Annotated in this window: 24 protein-coding genes and 2 tRNA genes; 15 read left to right on the top strand and 11 right to left on the bottom strand. The window is 72.2% G+C overall.

The window, feature by feature from the left end; translation table 11 throughout:
- Positions 1–11: 11 nt before the first annotated feature.
- The 4 genes from IFT45_RS00415 to orn all read right to left on the bottom strand — a co-directional run bounded on the left by IFT45_RS00415 (position 12) and on the right by orn (position 1,782).
- Complete coding sequence (locus IFT45_RS00415) at positions 12–329, bottom strand: metallopeptidase family protein (RefSeq protein WP_192046344.1); 318 nt, start codon at positions 327–329, stop codon at positions 12–14.
- Positions 330–423: 94 nt separating this feature from the next.
- Positions 424–699, bottom strand: a complete 276-nt coding sequence (locus IFT45_RS00410; RefSeq protein ID WP_192126139.1) for a hypothetical protein — start codon at positions 697–699, stop codon at positions 424–426.
- Positions 700–1,048: 349 nt separating this feature from the next.
- A tRNA-His gene (locus IFT45_RS00405) sits at positions 1,049–1,121 on the bottom strand.
- A gap of 40 nt (positions 1,122–1,161) precedes the next feature.
- Positions 1,162–1,782 (bottom strand): oligoribonuclease, encoded by a 621-nt coding sequence (gene orn, locus IFT45_RS00400; protein WP_056056479.1) that lies wholly within the window; start codon positions 1,780–1,782, stop codon positions 1,162–1,164.
- Positions 1,783–1,886: 104 nt separating this feature from the next.
- Here orn and IFT45_RS00395 point away from each other — a divergent pair, with 104 nt between their 5' ends.
- The 3 genes from IFT45_RS00395 (at position 1,887) to IFT45_RS00385 (ending at position 2,607) form a co-directional block, all read left to right on the top strand.
- Positions 1,887–2,183, top strand: coding sequence for an oligoribonuclease (locus IFT45_RS00395; RefSeq protein WP_192046055.1), 297 nt, complete (start codon positions 1,887–1,889; stop codon positions 2,181–2,183).
- Positions 2,184–2,248: 65 nt separating this feature from the next.
- Entirely contained in the window at positions 2,249–2,509 is a 261-nt protein-coding gene (locus IFT45_RS00390) for a thioredoxin family protein (protein ID WP_056056477.1), read from the top strand.
- 25 nt (positions 2,510–2,534) lie between these two features.
- Positions 2,535–2,607: transfer RNA gene (locus IFT45_RS00385), tRNA-Arg, on the top strand.
- A 95-nt stretch (positions 2,608–2,702) separates the two neighbouring features.
- On the opposite strand, the gene IFT45_RS00380 is transcribed toward IFT45_RS00385, so the two are convergent.
- The 3 genes from IFT45_RS00380 to IFT45_RS00370 all read right to left on the bottom strand — a co-directional run bounded on the left by IFT45_RS00380 (position 2,703) and on the right by IFT45_RS00370 (position 5,124).
- Complete coding sequence (locus IFT45_RS00380; RefSeq protein WP_192046054.1) at positions 2,703–3,569, bottom strand: hypothetical protein; 867 nt, start codon at positions 3,567–3,569, stop codon at positions 2,703–2,705.
- 60 nt (positions 3,570–3,629) lie between these two features.
- On the bottom strand, positions 3,630–3,920 hold the full coding sequence (locus IFT45_RS00375; protein ID WP_082514516.1) for a hypothetical protein: 291 nt from the start codon (positions 3,918–3,920) through the stop codon (positions 3,630–3,632).
- Positions 3,921–4,104: 184 nt separating this feature from the next.
- Positions 4,105–5,124, bottom strand: coding sequence for an aldo/keto reductase (locus IFT45_RS00370; RefSeq protein ID WP_192046053.1), 1,020 nt, complete (start codon positions 5,122–5,124; stop codon positions 4,105–4,107).
- A 96-nt stretch (positions 5,125–5,220) separates the two neighbouring features.
- Between IFT45_RS00370 and msrA the strand changes: the two genes are divergently transcribed.
- The 6 genes from msrA to IFT45_RS00340 all read left to right on the top strand — a co-directional run bounded on the left by msrA (position 5,221) and on the right by IFT45_RS00340 (position 9,566).
- Complete coding sequence (gene msrA, locus IFT45_RS00365; RefSeq protein WP_056056474.1) at positions 5,221–5,748, top strand: peptide-methionine (S)-S-oxide reductase MsrA; 528 nt, start codon at positions 5,221–5,223, stop codon at positions 5,746–5,748.
- A 49-nt stretch (positions 5,749–5,797) separates the two neighbouring features.
- A complete protein-coding gene (locus tag IFT45_RS00360; protein WP_056056473.1) occupies positions 5,798–6,028 on the top strand; it encodes a hypothetical protein in 231 nt (76 codons plus the stop codon).
- Positions 6,029–6,142: 114 nt separating this feature from the next.
- Positions 6,143–6,733 (top strand): single-stranded DNA-binding protein, encoded by a 591-nt coding sequence (locus IFT45_RS00355; RefSeq protein ID WP_056056472.1) that lies wholly within the window; start codon positions 6,143–6,145, stop codon positions 6,731–6,733.
- A 109-nt stretch (positions 6,734–6,842) separates the two neighbouring features.
- A complete protein-coding gene (locus IFT45_RS00350; protein ID WP_056056471.1) occupies positions 6,843–7,307 on the top strand; it encodes a hypothetical protein in 465 nt (154 codons plus the stop codon).
- Positions 7,308–7,405: 98 nt separating this feature from the next.
- Complete coding sequence (ettA, locus tag IFT45_RS00345) at positions 7,406–9,091, top strand: energy-dependent translational throttle protein EttA (RefSeq protein WP_056056470.1); 1,686 nt, start codon at positions 7,406–7,408, stop codon at positions 9,089–9,091.
- 1 nt (position 9,092) lies between these two features.
- A complete protein-coding gene (locus IFT45_RS00340; RefSeq protein ID WP_056056469.1) occupies positions 9,093–9,566 on the top strand; it encodes a thioesterase family protein in 474 nt (157 codons plus the stop codon).
- A gap of 43 nt (positions 9,567–9,609) precedes the next feature.
- On the opposite strand, the gene IFT45_RS00335 is transcribed toward IFT45_RS00340, so the two are convergent.
- Positions 9,610–10,500, bottom strand: coding sequence for an acyl-CoA thioesterase II (locus IFT45_RS00335; protein WP_185233175.1), 891 nt, complete (start codon positions 10,498–10,500; stop codon positions 9,610–9,612).
- 21 nt (positions 10,501–10,521) lie between these two features.
- On the opposite strand from IFT45_RS00335, the gene IFT45_RS00330 reads away from it, so the two are divergent.
- Entirely contained in the window at positions 10,522–11,193 is a 672-nt protein-coding gene (locus IFT45_RS00330; RefSeq protein ID WP_056056467.1) for a hypothetical protein, read from the top strand.
- 82 nt (positions 11,194–11,275) lie between these two features.
- On the opposite strand, the gene IFT45_RS00325 is transcribed toward IFT45_RS00330, so the two are convergent.
- The 3 genes from IFT45_RS00325 to pepN form a co-directional block, all read right to left on the bottom strand.
- On the bottom strand, positions 11,276–11,803 hold the full coding sequence (locus tag IFT45_RS00325; protein ID WP_192126137.1) for a globin: 528 nt from the start codon (positions 11,801–11,803) through the stop codon (positions 11,276–11,278).
- Positions 11,800–12,813 (bottom strand): mechanosensitive ion channel family protein, encoded by a 1,014-nt coding sequence (locus IFT45_RS00320; RefSeq protein ID WP_244637578.1) that lies wholly within the window; start codon positions 12,811–12,813, stop codon positions 11,800–11,802. The genes IFT45_RS00325 and IFT45_RS00320 overlap by 4 nt, the downstream gene beginning before the upstream one ends.
- Before the next feature lie 117 nt (positions 12,814–12,930).
- Positions 12,931–15,471, bottom strand: coding sequence for an aminopeptidase N (gene pepN / locus IFT45_RS00315; protein ID WP_192126135.1), 2,541 nt, complete (start codon positions 15,469–15,471; stop codon positions 12,931–12,933).
- Between the two features lie 134 nt (positions 15,472–15,605).
- Between pepN and IFT45_RS00310 the strand changes: the two genes are divergently transcribed.
- The 5 genes from IFT45_RS00310 to IFT45_RS00290 form a co-directional block, all read left to right on the top strand.
- Positions 15,606–16,232: a DsbA family protein gene (locus IFT45_RS00310; protein ID WP_056056464.1), complete on the top strand. Its 627-nt coding sequence runs from the start codon at positions 15,606–15,608 to the stop codon at positions 16,230–16,232.
- 21 nt (positions 16,233–16,253) lie between these two features.
- Positions 16,254–16,739, top strand: a complete 486-nt coding sequence (locus tag IFT45_RS00305) for a ribose-5-phosphate isomerase (protein WP_056056463.1) — start codon at positions 16,254–16,256, stop codon at positions 16,737–16,739.
- 9 nt (positions 16,740–16,748) lie between these two features.
- Entirely contained in the window at positions 16,749–17,723 is a 975-nt protein-coding gene (locus IFT45_RS00300; RefSeq protein ID WP_192126133.1) for an Fpg/Nei family DNA glycosylase, read from the top strand.
- A gap of 13 nt (positions 17,724–17,736) precedes the next feature.
- Entirely contained in the window at positions 17,737–18,354 is a 618-nt protein-coding gene (locus tag IFT45_RS00295) for an FMN-binding negative transcriptional regulator (protein WP_192126131.1), read from the top strand.
- Positions 18,351–19,806 (top strand): amidohydrolase (locus tag IFT45_RS00290; protein WP_192126129.1); only part of this gene is annotated, 1,456 nt, incomplete at its 3' end. The genes IFT45_RS00295 and IFT45_RS00290, both read left to right, overlap by 4 nt.

The raw sequence follows: 19,806 nt of genomic DNA, 5'->3' as shown, positions 1-19,806 counted from the left end.
GGGAGGCGCAGCTAGGCCCAGCCGAGCTGGTGCAGCTGGTCGTCGTCGATGCCGTAGAAGTGGGCGATCTCGTGCACGAGCGTGACGTGGATCTCGTCGCGCAGCTCGTCGACGTGGTCGACGGTGGCGAGGTGGGGCTCGCGGTAGAGGACGATGCGGTCGGGCAGCTCGCCGAAGCCGTAGCTGCCGCGTTCGGTGAGGGCGACGCCGTCGTAGAGGCCGAGCAGGTCGAGCGTGCCGTCCTCCGGGCGGTCCTCGGTGACGAAGACGACGTTGTCGAGGCCGTCGACCATGTCGTCGGGCAGGAGATCGAGCTCGGCGACGACCATGTCGTCGAACTGCTCGGCGCTCACCTCGGACGGGTCGATGCCGGCTGCTCGGTCGTCGCTCACCCGTTCAGGCTCCCACACCCCGCCTGAGCCCTCAGTCGACCCCCATCGGGTCGGGCGGATGATCGGCCGCACGCGCCACGCGCATCCGGTGCGCCGCCTCCCGGGCCCCCTTGCCCACGCCCCACACGATGAACCAGACGCCCAGGACCGGGCCGATGAAGATCAGGCCAGAGATGCGCCCGTCCCACCCCCAGTAGCTGTACGTCAAGAACGCCCCGACCCCGAGCGCGATGAACGCCACCCCCGCGACGACGAGCCCCCACCACGACGCCGGCGCCTCGCGCCCCGCCCCCCGTGCGTCCTTCACCCCGTAGTTCTACCGCCCCCGCCCCCGCCGCGCCCACCGAGCAGGCGGTCCTCCCGCCACGCTCTCGCTCCTCGCAACCATCGACGACGTCTCAGATGCGCTCGCGCATCTGAGACCGAACAAGCACGGAACCCAAAGAAGGCCCTGCCTCGTAGGGCAGGGCCTTTCCATTTGGCGTCTCAGATGCGCTCGCGCATCTGAGACCAAAAAGCACGGAACCCAAAAAAGGCCCTGCCTCGTAGGGCAGGGCCTTCCCATTTGGCGTCTCAGATGCGCTCGCGCATCTGAGACCAAACAAGCACGGAACCCAAAAAAGGCCCTGCCTCGTAGGGCAGGGCCTTTCTATTTGGGTGAGTAACGGGGCTTGAACCCGCGGCCTCCTAGACCACAACCAGGCGCTCTACCAGCTGAGCTATACCCACCATGTGCGGCCGCCGGAGCGATCGCAACGAGAAGACTCTACTACAGCCGGGAGGCCCATTCGTCCACGACGGCCTTCGAGATCGCCTGGACGTCGTCGGTGGTGGGCCCGGGGTCGGCGACGAAACCGGCACGGCGGTAGTACTCGAGCTCGCGGATGGACTCGAGGATGTCGGCGAGGGCCCGGTGGCCGCCGTGCTTCTGCGGGGCGTTGAAGTAGACGCGAGGGAACCAGCGGCGGGCGAGCTCCTTGATGGAGGAGACGTCGACGCTGCGGTAGTGCAGGTGACCGTCGACCCGCGGCATGTACTTCGCGAGGAAGGCGCGGTCGGTGCCGATCGTGTTGCCGGCCAGGGGGGCGTGCTGCTCGGTGGGGACGTACTTGAGGATGTACTCGAGCACCTCGTACTCGGCCTCGGCGAGGCTGACGCCGCCGGGGATCTCCTCCAGCAGGCCGGAGGAGGTGTGCATGTCGGTGACGAACTCGTTCATGTTGTCGAGCGCCGACTGGTCGGGCTTGATCACGATCGTGAAGCCGGGGTGCACGGGCGTGAGGTCGAAGTCGGTGACGACGACGGCCACCTCGACCAGCTCGTCGACCGCGATGTCGAGCCCGGTCATCTCGCAGTCGATCCAGACCAGCCGGTCGTTCGTGGAAGCCATGCCGCCACTCTAGCGTCGGGGGCCGACACGCTCGGGCTCGGGCGCCGCCCCGGAGGCGCGACCTACCTGGGCGCTCGGTCCGCGCCTCCTGGTAGAAGGGTGGCATGACAGACAGCAAGCCCACCGTGGCCGAGGGATCCGAGTACGTCGTCTTCTTCGAGGGCGGCCCGAGCGACGGCAGCACCGACACCCGCACCAGCTTCGACGGCTCCTACGAGGACGAGATCGTCGACTACGTGCTCGTCGAGGGCATCGAGACCGGCTTCGTGTACAAGGTGCGCGAGGCGAAGATGAACGGCGAGCAGCTGCAGGTGCACTACAAGCTCGACGAGGCCGACAGCGACCCGGTCGACGCCCTCGAGAACCGCGGCGACCGCACCGACGAGTTCGGCACGTTCTGACGCCACGGCAGGTGGACGAGGAGGCGCGGGGAACATCTCCCCGCGCCTCCTCGTTGTACGGGGGCATGAAGGTCGAGCTGTACACGTCCGCGTTCTGCGGCCCCTGCCACGCGGCCCGCGCCGTCGTGGCCGAGGCCTCGGCCCTGGTGCCGCTGCTCGAGGTGGACGAGGCCGACGTCGTCGCCCGGCCCGACGAGGCGGAGGCCCGCGACGTCCGCAGCACGCCGACGATCGTGGTGCTCGACCGGGCCGGCAGCGAGGTGTTCCGCGCCGCCGGGGTGCCGCGGCTCGACCAGCTGCTCGGCGCGCTCGCCCTGGCCGTCTGAGCGGGCACGGTATCGTGGGGCCCACGCCCTCGTAGCTCAGCGGATAGAGCAGGAGCCTTCTAATCTCTTGGTCGCAGGTTCGATCCCTGCCGAGGGCACCGTGACAGGTTCTTCGTGGTGCTTCTCATCTCTTGGTCGCAGGTTCGATCCCTGCCGAGGGCACCGTGAACAACGGCCCTGCCGAGGGCACCCGCTACGCGTCGGGCGTCGTCCGGTCGCGGACCTGCGTCGCGCTGACCGGGTCGCCGTAGCGGTCGGTGTCGTCGTCCCCGTCGTCGGACGAGTCCCGCTGGGCGGGCATCGCCTCCGTGGGCGCCTGCTCGCGGGGCCGCACGGGCTCGTGACGGGCCGGCGACGTCGGGCGGAAGGCGGCGTGCTCGTCGGTCAGCGGCGTGGGCGCCGTCGGCGTCCGTCGCTCCGGCACGAACGGCGTGACCTCGACGGGCTCGTCTGCCCGACGGGCGACGGCGGCGGGGCCTGAGCCGGAGGCCGGTGCCGCTCTCTGCCCGTCGCGCTCGGCCTTCCAGTCGCGCTGACGCTGTGCGGCCTCGGTCGCCTGCTCGGCGTCCTCGTAGCGCCACCGCTCCAGGTCCGCCCGGAAGAGCTTCTTGGCCCGCGACGGGCGGCTCTGCCAGTCGAGCAGGCGGTCGCGGAACTCCGCCAGCGACTGCTCGGGCTGGTGGCCGTAGCTGGCGGAGTCACGCTTGATCTCGCCGAGCTGGTGCTCGGCCCACGAGGCGGCGAGGCCCGAGCCGGTCACGGGCAGGAGGCGCAGACGGACCTCCGCCTCCTGGGCGAGGTGGTCCGTGAAGGTGCGCTCCTCCGCCCCGAGCGAGCTCCACGTCGCCGCCTTGCGCGACGCCGCGACGATGCCCGCGATCGCGGAGGCCTTCGCCTCGTCGTCGTGCAGGCGGACGACGCGCTTCAGGGCGGCCCTCCCGATCAGGGCGGCGACGACGCCGGCGACGAGGATCGCCACGAACGGCACCACCGCCTCGGAGACGACGCGCCACCCGTCATCGCTCTGGACCCACCGGACGAGACTGTTCCACCACTGCATGCGCGAACTCTACAGCCGAGGTCGAAGGTTGCCGGGGCCCGGTCGCGGGCGAGCCGCGGCTCAGGCGAACCGGAAGCAGTCGGTCGCGTCGCTGCGGCTCCAGAAGTCGCCGATCTCGACGAAGCGCCGCTGACGGGCCAGGAACCTCTTCGCCCGCCACCGGTCGCCCTGCGGGTCGTCGTGCCTCTCGACGTAGCCGAGCACCTCGCCCGAGGCCGTCGTGACGCGGGAGAGGTCGTCGCGCACCTGGACGAGGCGCAGGCCCCCGCGGGTCTCGGCGAGCGGGAGGTGCTGCGTCGCCGGACGCGTCGCCGGGGGCGTGAGGAGGGTGGTCGCGGAGGTGCTGGTCATGAGGTGCTCCTGAGGTCATCCGGCCGATGCTGTCGAGAACACGGCTGACGCTACGAGCTGCCACCGACATCGCCTCGACCCGGGACGGGAGCCCGACGACGGCGCCGGGGACGGCAGGAGGGGCGGACCCGACCGGGCCCGCCCCTCTTCCGACGCCGAGCCCGTCAGGCCCGTGTCCGCTCCGTCAGCGACCCGTCCCGTCGACGGCGAACGGCTCGATGGCCGCGACCTCGTCGTCGGTCAGCTCGGCTCCGTTCAGGGCGTCGAGGCTGTCGTCGAGCTGGGCGACCGACGACGCACCGATCAGGGCGCTCGTGACGGCGGGCTGACGGAGCACCCACGTCAGCGCGAGCTGGGCGAGCGACTGGCCCCGCGCCTCCGCGATGTCGTTCAGGCCACGCACGCGCTCGAGGTAGGTCTCGCTCAGGGCGTCCTCCGTGAACCAGCGGCCCTCGGCCGCCCGCGACCCGGCCGGCGCCTTGCCCGAGAGGTACCGGTTGGTGAGCAGGCCGCCGGCGAGCGGCGAGAACACGATCGAGCCCACGCCGTTGTCGAGCAGCGTCTCGAAGAGGCCCTGCTCGGGCTTCCGGTCGAACATGTTGTAGCGCGGCTGGTGGATCAGCAGGGGCACGCCCTCGTCGGCGAGGGCGTCGATCGCCGCCTGCGTCTGCTCCGGGCCGTAGTTCGAGATGCCGGCGTAGAGCGCCTTGCCCTGGTGCACGGCGGTCGCGAGGGCCCCCATCGTCTCCTCGATCGGCGTCTCGGGGTCGGGGCGGTGCGAGTAGAAGACGTCGACGTAGTCGAGGCCCGTGCGCTCCAGGCTGGCCTCGAGCGAGTTCAGCAGGTACTTGCGCGATCCGCCGTCGCCGTAGGGGCCGGGGCGCATGTCGTAGCCCGCCTTCGACGAGACGACGAGCTCGTCGCGGTAGGGCACCAGGTTCGCGGCCACGATGCGGCCGAACTGCTCCTCGGCCGAGCCGTAGGGCGGGCCGTAGTTGTTGGCCAGGTCGAAGTGGGTGACGCCGCGGTCGAACGCGCGGAGGACGATGTCGCGCTGCGTCTCGAGGGCACGGTCGGTGCCGAAGTTGTTCCAGAGCCCGAGCGAGATGCGGGGCAGTTTGAGCCCGCTGCGACCGGTGCGGACGTAGTCCAGCTTCGAGTACCGCTCGTCGTCGGCGACGTAGGGGGTGAAGGGAGATCTCATGACCTCACCCTAGGGCCGGGCCCCGCCCGGGGGCCCGAGCGATCGGGGGACGGCGCCCCCTGGTCGATCGCGGGTCGGCGGAGTACCGTGCGCCCCATGACGACGTTCGTCCTGGCCGGTGGCTGCTTCTGGTGCCTCGACGCGGTGTACCGCGCGCTGGACGGGGTCACGGAGGTCGTCTCCGGCTACACGGGCGGCTCGTCGCCCGACCCCACGTACGACGAGGTCGTGACGGGCTCGACGGGGCACGCGGAGTCCGTGCGCGTCACCTTCGACCCCGCCGTGCTGCCGGCCGACGTCGTGCTCGACGTGTTCTACACGGTGCACGACCCTCGGCAGCTCGACCGCCAGGGCGCCGACGTCGGGTCGCAGTACCGGTCGGCGACCTTCGCGGCCGACGACTCCCAGCGCGAGGTCCTCGAGCGCGCCCGCGAGCGTGCCGACGCGACCTGGGGCGGCGGGGTCGTCACGACCGTCGAGCCGCTCGGCCGCTTCTGGCCCGCCGAGGAGGAGCACCAGGACTTCGCGGAGAAGAACCCCGGCCAGGGGTACTGCGTGGCGGTGGCGCGGCCGAAGGTCATCGCCGTCCGCCGCGCCTACGCCCGGTACGCCCTGGCCACCTGACCCGCCCCGCACGCCGTGCGGGGCGCCACCGAGAGAAGGGTGCTCGACGATGAGCGACCACATGACCACCGACCGGGTCGAGCTGACCGGGCAGTCCTGGCTGGCCCTCGGGCCCGCCGGAGCCGTCGGCTCCGTCCACCGCACGAGCCACGGCTTCACCGTGCGCCTCGCCGGCCGCGACGAGTTCAGCGGGGAGTACCCGACCCTCGCCGTCGCGAAGAGCGCCCTGTTCGCCGCGCTCGGGCCGGGCGCCGAGTACCCCGAGTTCCGCGAGCACTAGCCGGCGGGGGGAACCCCACTGACCGTCCCTCCCCGGGGCGGCCCGGGCCCGCGCCGTCCCCAGGGAGGCGCGGGCCCGGCCGTGGGGCCCGCCCGCCCTCGCGAGACTCCCGGCATGACAGACACCATCACCCTCACCGGCATCGTCGCCACCGACCCCCGACTCGTCACGACCGAGGCCGGGCTCGACATCACGAGCTTCCGCCTGGCGTGCACGCAGCGCCGCTTCGACCGGGCCCGTGACGCCTGGGTCGACGGCGACACGAACTGGTACACCGTCACGGCCTTCCGGGCGCTCGCCGCCAACGTGGGCGCCTCCGTCCACAAGGGCGAGCGGCTCGTCGTCACGGGCCGCCTCCGCATCCGCCCCTGGGAGACGAGCGACAAGTCGGGCACGACCGTCGAGGTCGACGCCGACGCGGTCGGCCACGACCTGCGCTGGGGCCGGTCGTCCTGGAGCAGGGCCCTCGCCTCCGCGACGCCGGCGGGAGTCGCGGCGGGCGACGCGCCGGCCCCCGCCGACCCCGAGGCGGTCGCCGGGGGCACCGCGGCCCCGGGCTGGGCGTCCGTCGCCGCCGCGCGCCCCGACGAGTCGTCGGCCGGCGGGGGCGCCGTCGGTGAGGACGGGCCCCTCGTCCCGGCCGGGGCCGGGGGAGGTGCGGGCTCCTCCGACCCCGCCGAGGGCGGCGACGAGCCGCCCTTCTAGCTCCGGCCGCGGGCGACCCCGCACCGTGCCGCCGGGGCCCGCGCCACCGGTGACCGCTACGATCGGTCGAGAGCGACCCGGCCCGGGTCCGCGGCGAGGAAGGTGCCCCGTGAGCCGATCGCGACCCGTCGCCCTCCGACTGGGCGTCGTGGCCCTGCTGGCAGCGGCCCTCACCGGCTGCACCACGGAGGCGCCGGCCCCCGCGCCGTCGACGTCCGCCGCCGCGACCGCCGAGCCCTCCGCCGACCCGACGATCACCCCCGACTCGACGAGCGACGAGGCCTACGCGTACTTCGACCTCGTGGCTCGCGGGCACGTCGACGCGAACGGCGCGAAGGACGGGCGCTCGATGGTCGACACCCTCGTGGCCGCCGGCTTCGACAAGGCGGCGATGGAGGTCACCCCCGACTCCACGTCCATCGGCCGGGCCGCCGACTCCGTGCAGTTCTCCGTGCTCTGGGGCAGCGACTGCCTCATCGGCCAGACCAGCGGCGCGGGCTACAGCAGCCAGCTCGCCCCGGTGCTCGGCAACGGCAGCTGCCTCGTCGGCACCACCCGCGCCATCGACTGGTGACGACCCGCTCCTCCTCGCTCCGGCCCCCAGGGGTCGGCCCCCGAACCTCTCCCATCCCGCCCCCGGCGCCTCACGGCTCGACCCATAGACTGGACACCATGGCCGAATACATTTACTCGATGGTCCGTGCCCGCAAGGCGGTCGGCGACAAGCTGATCCTCGACGACGTCACGATGTCCTTCATCCCGGGCGCCAAGATCGGCGTCGTCGGCCCCAACGGAGCCGGCAAGTCGACGATCCTCAAGATCATGGCGGGGCTCGACACCCCCAGCAACGGCGAGGCCAAGCTCTCGCCCGGCTACACCGTCGGCATCCTCATGCAGGAGCCCGAGCTCGACGAGACCAAGACCGTCCTCGAGAACGTGCAGGAGGGCGTCGGCCCGATCAAGCAGAAGCTCGACCGGTTCAACGAGGTCTCGGCCGCGATGGCCGAGCCCGACGCCGACTTCGACGCCCTGCTCGCCGAGATGGGCTCCCTCCAGGAGGACATCGACGCCGCCGACGCGTGGGATCTCGACTCCCAGCTCGAGCAGGCGATGTCGGCCCTCCGCACGCCCCCGGGCGACGCCGAGGTCGCGAACCTCTCCGGCGGTGAGAAGCGCCGCGTCGCCCTCTGCAAGCTCCTGCTGCAGAAGCCCGACCTGCTCCTCCTCGACGAGCCCACCAACCACCTCGACGCCGAGAGCGTGCTCTGGCTCGAGCAGCACCTCAGCAAGTACCCCGGCGCCGTGCTCGCCGTGACCCACGACCGGTACTTCCTCGACCACGTCGCCGAGTGGATCGCCGAGGTCGACCGTGGTCGCCTCTACCCCTACGAGGGCAACTACTCGACGTACCTCGAGAAGAAGGGCGAGCGCCTCCAGGTCCAGGGCAAGAAGGACGCCAAGCTGGCCAAGCGCCTCGCGTCCGAGCTCGAGTGGGTGCGCAGCAACGCCAAGGGCCGCCAGGCGAAGTCCAAGGCCCGTCTCGCCCGCTACGAGGAGATGGCGAGCGAGGCCGAGCGCACGAGGGTCCTCGACTTCGAGGAGATCGTCATCCCCGTCGGGCCGCGCCTCGGCTCGCAGGTCATCGACGCGAAGAAGCTGCACAAGCAGTTCGGCGAGCGCGTGCTGATCGACGACCTCACCTTCACGCTGCCCCGCAACGGCATCGTCGGCGTGATCGGCCCGAACGGCGTCGGCAAGACGACCCTGTTCAAGACGATCGTCGGCCTCGAGCCGCTCGACGGCGGCGACCTGCGCGTCGGCGAGACGGTCGACATCTCGTACGTCGACCAGAGCCGCGGCGGCATCGACCCGAACAAGAACCTCTGGGAGGTCGTCTCCGAGGGGCACGACTACATCCAGGTCGGCAAGACGGAGATCCCCTCGCGGGCCTACGTCTCGCAGTTCGGCTTCAAGGGCCCCGACCAGCAGAAGAAGGCCGGCGTCCTCTCCGGTGGTGAGCGCAACCGCCTCAACCTGGCGCTGACCCTCAAGCAGGGCGGCAACCTGCTGCTGCTCGACGAGCCCACCAACGACCTGGACGTCGAGACGCTCGGCAGCCTCGAGAACGCCCTGCTCGAGTTCCCCGGCTGCGCCGTGGTCATCACCCACGACCGGTGGTTCCTCGACCGGATCGCCACGCACATCCTCGCGTGGGAGGGCCTGAACGACGACGGCACCCCCAACTGGTACTGGTTCGAGGGCAACTTCGAGTCGTACGAGGAGAACAAGATCGAGCGTCTCGGCGCCGACGCGGCGAAGCCCAGCTCCGCCACGTACCGCAAGCTGACGCGCGACTGAGATGACCCGCCTGCACGTGCCGACCCGGGTCCGCTGGAGCGACCTCGACGGGTACCGGCACGTGAACAACGCGTCGATGCTGCGCCTCCTGGAGGAGGCGCGCATCGACGCGTTCTGGTCTCCCGACGGCACCATCGACGAGCTGTCGAGCGCCGCCGTGCTCGACGGGCGGCCCGACGCGGCGACGATGACGCTCATCGCCCGTCAGGAGCTCGAGTACCTCGTGCCGATCCCGTACCTGCGGGCGCCGCTCGACGTCCAGCTCTGGGTCGGCCGTCTCGGGGGCGCCAGCCTCGAGGTCTGCTACGAGGTCTGGTCGCCCGTCGGCGTCGAGCCGGCGCAGCTCTTCACCCGGGCGGCCACCACCATCGTGCTCGTCGACTCGGCGACGAACCGGCCGAGGCGCATCTCCGACGTCGAGCGGGAGGCCTGGTCGCCGTACCTGGAGGAGCCCCTGAGCTTCCGGCGACGCTGATCACCGGCGGGCGCTGAGCCCTGGGTCGTTCCTGACCCCGAGGTCACGCCTCCGGCGCCACCTGACGGCGCGGCACCCGGACCATGCCCTCCTGGGCCACGCTCGCGACGAGCCGCCCGGCACGGTCGTAGATGCGACCCAGGGCGAGCCCCCGGCCGCCGATCGCGTTCGGCGACTCCTGCACGTACAGCAGCCACTCGTCGACGCGCGCCTCGCGGTGCCACCACATCGCGTGGTCGAGGCTCGCGGCCTTGAGGCCCGGAGTGACCATGGCGACGCCGTGGCGCCGGTAGATGGACTCGAGGATGGAGTAGTCGCTCGCGTAGAGCAGGGCCGCGCGGTGCAGGTCGGCGTCGTCGGGCATCGGCGCCGTGGCGCGCAGCCACACGGCCTGGTGCGCCACCCGGGCGCCGTCGACGCGGAAGTACACCGGCGAGGGCACGTGCCGCATGTCGAAGGGGCGGTCGTTCGCCCACGCCTGGGCGATGGGGTGGTCGACGACGGAGAGCAGCTCGGAGTCGCTGGGCACGTCGTCGGGGCCCGGCAGCCCCTCCGGCATGTCGACCTGGTGGTCGAGACCGTCGTCGGGGGTCTGGAACGACGCGATCATCGACAGGATGGGCACGCCGTCCTGGCTCGCCTGGGTGCGCCGGGTCGCGAACGACCGACCGTCGTGGATGCGGTCGACCGAGAACGTGATGGGGACGGTGAGGTCGCCCGGGCGGAGGAAGTACGCGTGCAGCGAGTGCACGGGGCGCTCCGGCCCGATGGTGCGCTGGGCCGCGACGAGCGACTGGGCCATGACCTGACCGCCGAATACCCGGCCCAGGGGCTCGGGCTGCGACGTGCCCGTGAAGACGTCCTGGCCGTCGACCGAGCCGGCCGGCGCGAGGTCGAGGGTCGAGAGGAGGCTCTGCAGGGGAGAGGCGGTCATCCGATGTAGTTTAGGGGGCCGATGAGCCGTACATTCACCCTCCCAGACTCCCTGTCCCTGAGCGACCTCGCGACCTTCCTGGGGCGTGCCGCCCGCGTCGAGGACGGCTCGGTCCGGCTGATCGCCGGCGACGGCGTGCTCGCCGTGTACGTCGCGGTCTTCTACCCCTCGGGGCTGCTCGACCAGAGCCCGACCGTGCTGGGGCTGCGCACCTTCCAGCTCGTCGACCGGCCGAGCTTCGACGCCGTGGTGCCGGTGCGGTCGCTGACCGAGCGCCTCGTGCGACTCCAGAACGACGTCGTCGACCCCACGGCCGCGGTGACGGCGACGCTCCCCGTCGAGGTGAACACGGTGACCTGGGCCGCCATCTCACCGCCGCGCGGCGGCTGGAGCCGGCTGGCGCCCGCCGACGAGACGCAGCTGCGCGAGACCGCGACGGCCGGCATCGACGAGGTCGCGACGGCCCTCGGGTCGGAGACGGGCGAGCAGATCGTCACCCGCGTGCGCTCCGAGGTGTGGTCGCGCCCCGTCCCCGGCGCGGAGCACCTCCCCGCCGCGGCCGCGTTCGCCGCGCTCAGCCTGGGGTTCCTCGGCGACGACGAGCCCGTCTCCGTGCTCGAGACCGGCCCGTGGACCCGGGTCACGACGAGCCGGGGCCACGTGCTCGTCAAGCGCCGCGGCGGCCTGCTCTAGCCGCACCCTCACCCGCAGCCGCGGGCAGAGCACGGCATCGGCGCCGGGGCCGGCGCAGGTCCGGTCGGCCCGACGCCGGTCGTCAGCGGTCGCCGGGCGCCGGCATCGCGTTCACCATGGCGTGGGCGGCCCGGTCGAGGTACGCCCACAGGGTCGCGTCGTGGAGGGGCGAGAGCTGGAGCTCGTCGACCGCGGCACGCATGTGGTGCAGCCACCGGTCACGCGCCTCCGGCGTGATCGTGAACGGCATGTGCCGCATCCGCAGCCGGGGGTGGCCGCGCTCGTCGCTGTACGTCGTCGGGCCGCCCCAGTACTGCTCGAGGAAGCCGGTGAGGCGCTGGATCGCGCCCTCGAGGTCGTGTTCCGGGTACATCGGCCAGAGCAGCTCGTCGGTGCGGACGCCCTCGTAGAAGTGGCGCACGAGCCGCTCGAAGGCGGCCCGGCCGCCGATCTGCTCCCAGAAGACGCCCTGAGCGGCGTCGTCACCGAGCCCCCGGCGCAGCGTGACCGGCTGTGCCGAGTCAGCGGGCTGAGCCGGGCTGCCGGCCCCCGGCACCACACCGTCACCGTCACCGGCAGGGCGCGGGGTGAGGGGGATGCCGCCGCTCATCGCCGACGCCCCCGGGGAGCGGGCTGGTGCGGGGTCGGCACGGTGTGCGGCGGCTTGGAGCCCTGCACCGAGGAGGCGCTGTCGAAGCCGGTGAGGACGACGCTCGTCAGCGACGGCAGCGTGATGCCCATGGCGTCGGTGGCCGCCTTGAGCCGTGCCCGCAGCTCGCGGTCGACGGTGTCACGGTCGGCCGAGCGCGTCTTCACGACGACCCGGATGACCACGTGCTCGTCGGAGATCGACTGGATGCCCCACACTTCGGGCACGTCGATCACCGAGCGCTTCCACTTCGGGGTCGCCGCGAGCTCGTTCGCACTCGCGAGCATGGCGTCCTGCACGGCGTCGACGTCGGCGTCGTAGGGGACGGCGAGGTCGATGACGACGCGGCTCCACCCCTGCGACATGTTGCCCACCCGCAGGATCTCGCCGTTGCGGACGAACCAGAGCACGCCGTTCACGTCGCGCACCTGGGTGACGCGGATGCCCACGGCCTCGACCACCCCGACGGCCGGGCCGACGTCGACGACGTCGCCGACGCCGAGCTGGTCCTCCGCGACCATGAAGATGCCGTTGAGCAGGTCCTTCACGATGTTCTGGGCGCCGAACGCGAGACCGGCGCCGACGACGCTGGCCGCGCCGACGATCGCCACGACGTCGAAGTCGAGCTCTCCGAGCACGAGCACGAGGGCGACCGCCGAGATGACGACGGTCACGACGTTGTTCAGCACGCTGCCGAGCGTGCGCGTGCGCTGCACCACCCGCACCGCCGCGAGGGGCGAGGCGACGAGCGCCTGCGTGTCGTCGACGTTCTGCTTCCGCTTGATGCCCGAGACGACCTGGTCGACCACCCGTCGGATCGCGAAGTGCAGCACGATCCGCAGCAGCACGGCGATCAGCAGGATGGCGGCGATGCGGATCGGCACGCCCCACATCGCCCAGAAGGCGTCCCAGTCGAAGTCGACGGGGGCGTCGGGGGCGGTGGCTGCGGCGAGGAGGAGAGTCTGCATCATCGCCGACGATCTAAGCACGCCCGTCCGACGTCGGCCGTGTGCGGCCTGGACGGACGAACGGCGGACCCTGTGAGCAGGGTCCGCCGTCCGACGGGTGGCCGCGAGCGGCCGGCGCGGCTAGGAGGCGTCGGCCGCCTGGGCGCGCAGGGCACGCTCGACGCCGGAGACGCTCTCGCTCACGATGCGACGCAGGGCCGGCACGCCCGGGTTCGCCTCGAGCCAGGCACGGCTGCTGTCGACCAGCGCCTGATCGGCCAGGGGCGACGGGTACAGCCCCGAGACCAGCGTGTCGGCGATGTGGTAGCTCCGCGACTCCCAGATCGTCGTCAGCGCGGCGAAGTACGGCTCGACGAGCGGCTGCAGGATCGCGGGGTCGTTCGTGTGGACGAAGCCCTGGGCGGTCGCGCGGACGATGGCGTTCGGCTGCTCCGAGCTCTCGACGATCGACCGGAAGGCGGCCAGCTTGCCCTCGGTGGTGGGGATGGTCGCCCGGGCACGGGCCGCTGCCTGGGCACCGTTGGCCGTGTTGTCGGCCTCGAGCGCGGCGTCGATCTCGGCCGTGCCCGCGGCGCCGACCAGCACGAGGCCCTCGAGCAGCTCCCAGCGGAGATCCGTGTCGACGGTGAGGCCGTCGAGCGCCACGGAGCCGTCCGTCAGGCCCTGCAGCGTCGCCGCGTGCTCGGGGGTCGACGCGATGCCGGCGAACGCCTTGACGAACTGGAACTGCGCGTCCGAGCCGGCCTCGGCCCGCTGCGCCAGCGCCCAGAGACCGTCGCCGACCTCCGTGACGGTGGAGGCGCGGGTCGAGGGGTCGACGTAGGCCCGCGCCGTCTGCGCCAGCTGCGCGAGCGTCGTGCGGATGGTCGTCGACTCGGTCTCGGTCGCGATGTTGTCGAGCACCAGGCGCACGTAGTCGCGCGGCGCGGTCTCGGCGTCGCGCGTGGCGTCCCAGACGGAGCCCCAGACGAGGGCGCGGGCCAGGGGGTCGCTGATCTTCGCGAGGTGCTCCAGGGCCGTGGCCAGCGAGGCCTCGTCGAGGCGGATCTTGGCGTAGGCCAGGTCGTCGTCGTTCACGAGCACCAGCGCGCCGCGGTGCTGGCCGACGAGCTCGGGGACCTCGGTGCGGGTCCCGTCGACGTCGATCTCGACCCGGTGCCGACGCACGAGGGCGTCGCCGTCGAGGTCGTAGAGGCCGATCGCCAGACGGTGCGGGCGGATCGTCGGGTAGTCGGCGGGCGCCTCCTGCAGGACGGCGAACGCCGTGACGAAGCCGTCGGCGTCCGTCTCGATCTCGGGGCGGAGGGTGTTGACGCCCGCCGTCTCGAGCCACTTCTCGCTCCAGCTCGTGAGCTCGCGGCCCGAGGTCGCCTCGAGCTCGACGAGCAGGTCGCTCAGCTCGGTGTTCGAGTGGTGGTGCTTCTGGAAGTACGCGGCGACGCCGGCGTAGAACGCGTCGATGCCGACCCAGGCGACGAGCTGCTTCAGCACCGAGCCGCCCTTGGCGTAGGTGATGCCGTCGAAGTTGACCTGGACGTCCTCGAGGTCGTTGATGGTCGCGACGACGGGGTGGGTGGACGGGAGCTGGTCCTGGCGGTAGGCCCAGCTCTTCTCCATCGCCTGGAAGGTGGTCCAGGCCTCGGTCCACTCGGTGGCCTCGGCCGTCGAGATCGTGGAGGCCCACTCGGCGAACGACTCGTTCAGCCAGAGGTCGTTCCACCACTTCATCGTGACGAGGTCGCCGAACCACATGTGGGCGAGCTCGTGCAGGATCGTGACGACCCGGCGCTCCTTGATGGCGTCGGTCACCTTGCTGCGGAAGACGTAGGTCTCGACGAACGTCACGGCGCCCGCGTTCTCCATCGCGCCGGCGTTGAACTCCGGCACGAAGAGCTGGTCGTACTTCTCGAACGGGTAGGCGTACCGGAACTTCTCCTCGTAGTAGGCGAAGCCCTGGCGCGTCTTCTCGAAGATGTAGTCCGCGTCGAGGTGCTCGGTGAGCGACCGGCGCGTGAAGATGCCGAGCGGGATGGTCCGGCCGTCGGAGCTGGTGAGCTCGCTGCGCACGACGTCGTAGGGGCCCGCGACGACGGCGGTGATGTAGCTCGAGAGCACCGGGGTGGGGGAGAAGGTCCAGGTCGCGACGTCGCCGTCGACGGCGGGCTCGGGGGTCGGCTGGTTGCTCACGACCTCCCAGCGGGCCGGCGCGGTGACGGTGAACTGGAACGTCGCCTTGAGGTCGGGCTGCTCGAACACCGCGAAGACGCGGCGGCTGTCGGGCACCTCGAACTGCGAGTACAGGTAGACCTCGCCGTCGACGGGGTCGACGAAGCGGTGCAGGCCCTCACCCGTGTTCGTGTACTCGGCGTCGGCGACGACGACGAGCTCGTTCTCGGCCGCGAGGTCGGCGAGCTGGATCCGCACGCCGTCGTTCACCGCGGCCACGTCGAGCGCCGCGCCGTTGAGCGTGACCGAGTGGACGGTGCGCGTCAGCGCGTCGATGAAGGTCGAGGCACCGGGCGTCGCGGTGAAGCGCACGGTCGTCGAGCTGCCGAAGACCTCGGCACCCCGCGTGAGGTCGAGCTCGATCTCGTACGACTGAACGTCGACGACGCTCCTGCGCTCCTGCGCCTCGACTCGGGTCAGGTTCTCTCCGGGCACGCTTGCTCCATCCGTCTTCAGGTGTCCATGGCGGACTCGTGGTCCGCCGACGAGCCTAGACCTGGGGCCCGCGGCCCGGCGGGCGCCGCCGGCCCCCGGAGGTGCGCCCTCCGGCACAGGTGTTGACTGGGCGAATGACCGACACCGTCGCCCCCGCCCCCCACACCACCGTCGACTTCTGGTTCGACCCCTCCTGCCCCTGGGCCTGGATGACGAGCCGCTGGGTCGACGAGGTCGCCGCGCACCGCGACCTGGACGTCACCTTCCACGTCATGAGCCTCGCGGTGCTGAACGAGGACGCCGATGTGAGCGACGAGTACCGCTCGATGTTCGCCCGGATGCTCCGCTACACGCGCCTCGTGACGGCGGCCGGCGAGCTCCACGGCCAGCAGGTGGTCAAGCCCCTCTACGACGCGCTCGGCACGCGCATCCACCCGGGCGGCGAGACCGACGCCGACGTCGTCATCCCCGCGGCGCTCGCCGAGGTGGGCCTCCCCGCCGACCTCGCCCGGCACGCCGACACCGACGAGTTCGACGAGCAGATGCGCGCCAGCCACTTCGACGGCATCGGCCGCGTCGGGCAGGACGTCGGCACGCCCGTCATCGCGGTGAACGGCACGGCGTTCTTCGGCCCGGTCATCTCGCCCGCCCCGAAGGGCGAGGTCGCGCTGACCCTGTGGGACGGCGTCGTCGCGGCGGCCTCGTACCCCGGCTTCTTCGAGATCAAGCGGACCCGCACCGTCGGTCCGATCTTCGACTGACGCCGTCCTAGGATCGAGGTCATGCGCATCCACGTCGCGACCGATCACGCCGGTCTCGAGTTCAGCACCACGGTCATCGAGCACCTGAGCCGGGCCGGCCACGACGTCACCGACCACGGGCCGACGAGCTACGAGCCCCTCGACGACTACCCCTCCTTCTGCATCGCCGCGGCCCGCGCCGTCGTTCGCGACCAGCGGGCGGGGCACGAGGCCCTCGGCGTCGTCTTCGGCGGGTCGGGCAACGGCGAGCAGATCGCCGCGAACAAGGTCGAGGGGGTCCGGGCCGCGCTGGTCTGGAACGACTCCACGGCGAAGCTGGCGCGTCAGCACAACGACGCCAACGTCATCGCCATCGGTGCGCGCCAGCACACCGAGGAGGAGGCCCTGGCCTTCATCGACGCCTTCGTGGCCGAGCCGTTCACGCACGACGAGCGCCACGTCCGCCGCATCGCGCAGCTCGCGGAGTACGAGACGACCGGGGCCATCGCCGGCCACCCGGTCGACTAGGGGCGACGCGTGCCCGAGGGCCACTCCGTCCACCGCATCGCCAACCAGTTCGCCCAGACCTTCGTCGGCCACCGCGTCGCGGTGAGCTCGCCCCAGGGCCGCTTCACCGCCGGTGCGGAGAGGCTCGACGGCGCGACCATGGTCGACGCGAAGGCGGTCGGCAAGCAGATGTTCCTCGAGTTCGACAACGGGCTCTGGCTGCACGTGCACCTCGGGCTCTACGGTGCCTGGGACTTCGCGGGCGACATCGCGACCGGCGCCTCCATGGCGGAGTCGCGCACGCGGCGTTCCGCCACCCGCAAGGCCGAGAACGCCCCCGACGACGACGGCGAGCACTCGATGGCGAGCATCGGGGCGCCGCGCCGCAGCCGCGTGCGCATGGCCGAGCAGGAGAAGGCGGAGGACGACATCGAGTCGTTCCCGCCCGAGCCCGTCGGCCAGGTGCGGGTGCGCCTGCTGAGCGAGACGGCGGTCGGCGACCTGCGAGGCCCGACCAAGTGCGAGGTCCTCGACGACGCGGGCGTCGACGCCGCCGTCGCGAAGCTCGGCCCCGACCCTCTGGTCGACTCCCCGAAGAAGGGCAGCGACCGGTTCGTCACGACGGTGCGGAAGAAGCGCACGCCGATCGGCCTGCTGCTGATGGACCAGAGCGTCGTGAGCGGCATCGGCAACATCTACCGGGCCGAGCTGCTCTTCCGCGCCCGTCTCGACCCGCACACCCCCGGCAACCAGGTGCCGGAGGACGTCCTGAGGGCCCTGTACAAGGACTGGACGAAGCTCCTGAAGAGCGGCGTCGAGCTCGGCCAGATGATGACGATGGACGGCCTGACGAAGGCGCAGCACGCGAAGGCGCTGCGCAGCCGGGCCGACCGCCACTGGGTCTACCACCGCGAGGGCCTGCCCTGCCGGGTCTGCGGCACGAACGTCGTGATGGAGATGGCCGCGGGGCGGAAGCTCTACTGGTGCCCGGTCGACCAGGTCTGACAGGCTCGGTCGCATGAGGCACACCCCGCACTTCGTGCTGTCCGACGTCGCCGAGGTCGCGCGCCTCGTGCGCGAGAACCCCTGGGCGACGATCGTGGCCCACACGGCGGAGGGCCTGGTCGCGTCGCACTACCCGGTCGTCCTCGAGGAGACCGACGACGGGTCGCTCTCGCTCGTCAGCCACGTCGGCCGCCCCGACGAGCGCAGCCTCGAGCTGGGCCAGGGCGAGGTGATGATCATCGTCCAGGGCCCGCACGGCTACGTCTCGCCCGGCTGGTACCCGGCGGAGCAGATCATCCCGACCTGGAACCACGTCACCGCCCATCTGTGGGCCACCCCCGAGATCCTCTCCGACGACGAGAACTTCCGGGTGCTCGGCGAGCTCGTCGACCACTTCGAGCGCGTGATGCCCGAGCCCAGCTCGCTGCAGCTCGACGAGGAGGGGGCGCGCCGGGTCGCCCGCGGCACGGTGGGCGTCCGACTCCGCGTGACCCGGTTCGACGCCCGCCTGAAGCTCAGCCAGAACAAGCCGCCCGAGGTCGTCGACCGCATCGTCGCCGAGCTCGAGCACGGCGAGCACTACGCGCAGCCGGCGCTCGCGGCCGAGATGCGCCGGGTGCACCCCCGATGAGCCCAGAGCCCGAGGAGGCGCGGGCCGTCCTCCTGACGAACGCCCGCCTCGTCGGCACCGACGGCTCCGCTCCCGTCGACGCCCTCCTCGACGGCGGGGTCGTCGTCGAGCTCGCGCCCCGGGGCGAGCTCGCGTCGCCCGTCGGCGCCGAGGTCGTCGACCTCGAGGGCCGGTGGCTCGGCCCCGGCCTCTGGGACTCCCACGCGCACCTCGACCAGTGGGCGCTCGTGCGCCGCCGCCTCGACGTCGGCGGGGCGACCAGCGCCGCGGAGGCCGCGGCCCTCGTCGGGGCGCGCCTCCGCGAGGCGCCGCCCGCGCCCGGGGAGCCCCTGGTCGGCTACGGCTTCCGTGACGCGCTCTGGCCCGACCAGCCGCACCGGGCGCTCCTCGACGCCGTCAGCGGCGACGTGCCGGTCGTGCTGGTCAGCGCCGACCTGCACGCGGCCTGGCTCGACAGCGCCGCGCTGGCCGCCCACGGGCACGCCGGCCACGAGACGGGCCTGCTGCGCGAGCAGGACGCGTTCGCCGTGTCGACCGCCGTCAGCGCGGTCAGCGACGCCGTCCTCGACGGCTGGGTGGGCGACGCCGTCACCGCCGCGGCGGCGCGCGGCGTCGTCGGCGTCGTCGACCTCGAGATGTCGTTCTCGCTCGACCGCTGGGCCCGTCGCGTCCGGGGCGGCGTCGACCAGCTGCGGGTGCGCTGCGGCGTCTACCCCCACGACCTCGAGGCGGCCGTCGAGCGGGGGCTCCGCACGGGCGACGTGGTACCGGGCACCCGGGGGCTCGTCACGGTGGGGCCGGCGAAGATCATCACCGACGGGTCGCTCAACACGCGCACCGCGTGGTGCCACGACCCGTACCCGGGGCTGAGCGGTCCGGGCGCGAGCGGGGTCGCGAGCTACGACCAGGGCGACCTCGTCGCGTGGATGCGCCGCGCCTCCTCGGCGGGCCTCGTGCCGGCCGTGCACGCGATCGGCGACCGGGCGAACGAGCGGGCCCTCGACGCGTTCGAGGCCGTGGGCTGCCGCGGCAGCGTCGAGCACGCGCAGCTGCTGAGCGGGGCCGACGTCGCGCGGTTCGCATGCCTCGGCGTCGTCGCCAGCGTGCAGCCCGAGCACGCGATGGACGACCGCGACGTCGCGGACGCCCTCTGGGTCGGCCGCACCGATCGTGCCTTCGCGCTGGCGTCGCTCGTCGCGGCCGGCGTCGAGCTGCGCCTCGGGTCGGACGCCCCGGTGGCTCCGCTCGACCCGTGGGTGACGATGGCGGCCGCCGTCTCGCGGTCGCGCGACGGCCGTGCCGCCTGGCACCCCGAGCAGCGGATCGGGGCACGGGCCGCGCTGCTCGCCTCGGTCGACGGGCAGGGGCTCGTCCGTGGGGGCCGTGTCGCCGACCTCGTCGTCACGGAGGCCGACCCGCTCGCGGCCGACGACCTGCGCGGGTTCCCGGTCG

Origin of the sequence: Frigoribacterium sp. CFBP 13707, from assembly GCF_014842245.1 — a bacterium.
GTDB classification, from domain to species: Bacteria; Actinomycetota; Actinomycetes; order Actinomycetales; family Microbacteriaceae; genus Frigoribacterium; species Frigoribacterium endophyticum.
Note: the sequence above shows the minus strand (reverse complement) of the source record. Positions and strands in the feature narration are given on the sequence as shown.

What these genes read in the sequence shown, in the direction of transcription:
- IFT45_RS00415 (WP_192046344.1), bottom strand. Translation starts at nt 329, where the DNA reads ATGGTCGTCGCCGAGCTCGATCTCCTGCCCGACGACATGGTCGACGGC.
- orn (WP_056056479.1), bottom strand. Translation starts at nt 1,782, where the DNA reads ATGGCTTCCACGAACGACCGGCTGGTCTGGATCGACTGCGAGATGACC.
- IFT45_RS00395 (WP_192046055.1), top strand. Translation starts at nt 1,887, where the DNA reads ATGACAGACAGCAAGCCCACCGTGGCCGAGGGATCCGAGTACGTCGTC.
- IFT45_RS00390 (WP_056056477.1), top strand. Translation starts at nt 2,249, where the DNA reads ATGAAGGTCGAGCTGTACACGTCCGCGTTCTGCGGCCCCTGCCACGCG.
- IFT45_RS00380 (WP_192046054.1), bottom strand. Translation starts at nt 3,569, where the DNA reads ATGCAGTGGTGGAACAGTCTCGTCCGGTGGGTCCAGAGCGATGACGGG.
- IFT45_RS00375 (WP_082514516.1), bottom strand. Translation starts at nt 3,920, where the DNA reads ATGACCAGCACCTCCGCGACCACCCTCCTCACGCCCCCGGCGACGCGT.
- IFT45_RS00370 (WP_192046053.1), bottom strand. Translation starts at nt 5,124, where the DNA reads ATGAGATCTCCCTTCACCCCCTACGTCGCCGACGACGAGCGGTACTCG.
- msrA (WP_056056474.1), top strand. Translation starts at nt 5,221, where the DNA reads ATGACGACGTTCGTCCTGGCCGGTGGCTGCTTCTGGTGCCTCGACGCG.
- IFT45_RS00360 (WP_056056473.1), top strand. Translation starts at nt 5,798, where the DNA reads ATGAGCGACCACATGACCACCGACCGGGTCGAGCTGACCGGGCAGTCC.
- IFT45_RS00355 (WP_056056472.1), top strand. Translation starts at nt 6,143, where the DNA reads ATGACAGACACCATCACCCTCACCGGCATCGTCGCCACCGACCCCCGA.
- ettA (WP_056056470.1), top strand. Translation starts at nt 7,406, where the DNA reads ATGGCCGAATACATTTACTCGATGGTCCGTGCCCGCAAGGCGGTCGGC.
- IFT45_RS00340 (WP_056056469.1), top strand. Translation starts at nt 9,093, where the DNA reads ATGACCCGCCTGCACGTGCCGACCCGGGTCCGCTGGAGCGACCTCGAC.
- IFT45_RS00335 (WP_185233175.1), bottom strand. Translation starts at nt 10,500, where the DNA reads ATGACCGCCTCTCCCCTGCAGAGCCTCCTCTCGACCCTCGACCTCGCG.
- IFT45_RS00330 (WP_056056467.1), top strand. Translation starts at nt 10,522, where the DNA reads ATGAGCCGTACATTCACCCTCCCAGACTCCCTGTCCCTGAGCGACCTC.
- IFT45_RS00325 (WP_192126137.1), bottom strand. Translation starts at nt 11,803, where the DNA reads ATGAGCGGCGGCATCCCCCTCACCCCGCGCCCTGCCGGTGACGGTGAC.
- IFT45_RS00320 (WP_244637578.1), bottom strand. Translation starts at nt 12,813, where the DNA reads ATGATGCAGACTCTCCTCCTCGCCGCAGCCACCGCCCCCGACGCCCCC.
- IFT45_RS00310 (WP_056056464.1), top strand. Translation starts at nt 15,606, where the DNA reads ATGACCGACACCGTCGCCCCCGCCCCCCACACCACCGTCGACTTCTGG.
- IFT45_RS00305 (WP_056056463.1), top strand. Translation starts at nt 16,254, where the DNA reads ATGCGCATCCACGTCGCGACCGATCACGCCGGTCTCGAGTTCAGCACC.
- IFT45_RS00295 (WP_192126131.1), top strand. Translation starts at nt 17,737, where the DNA reads ATGAGGCACACCCCGCACTTCGTGCTGTCCGACGTCGCCGAGGTCGCG.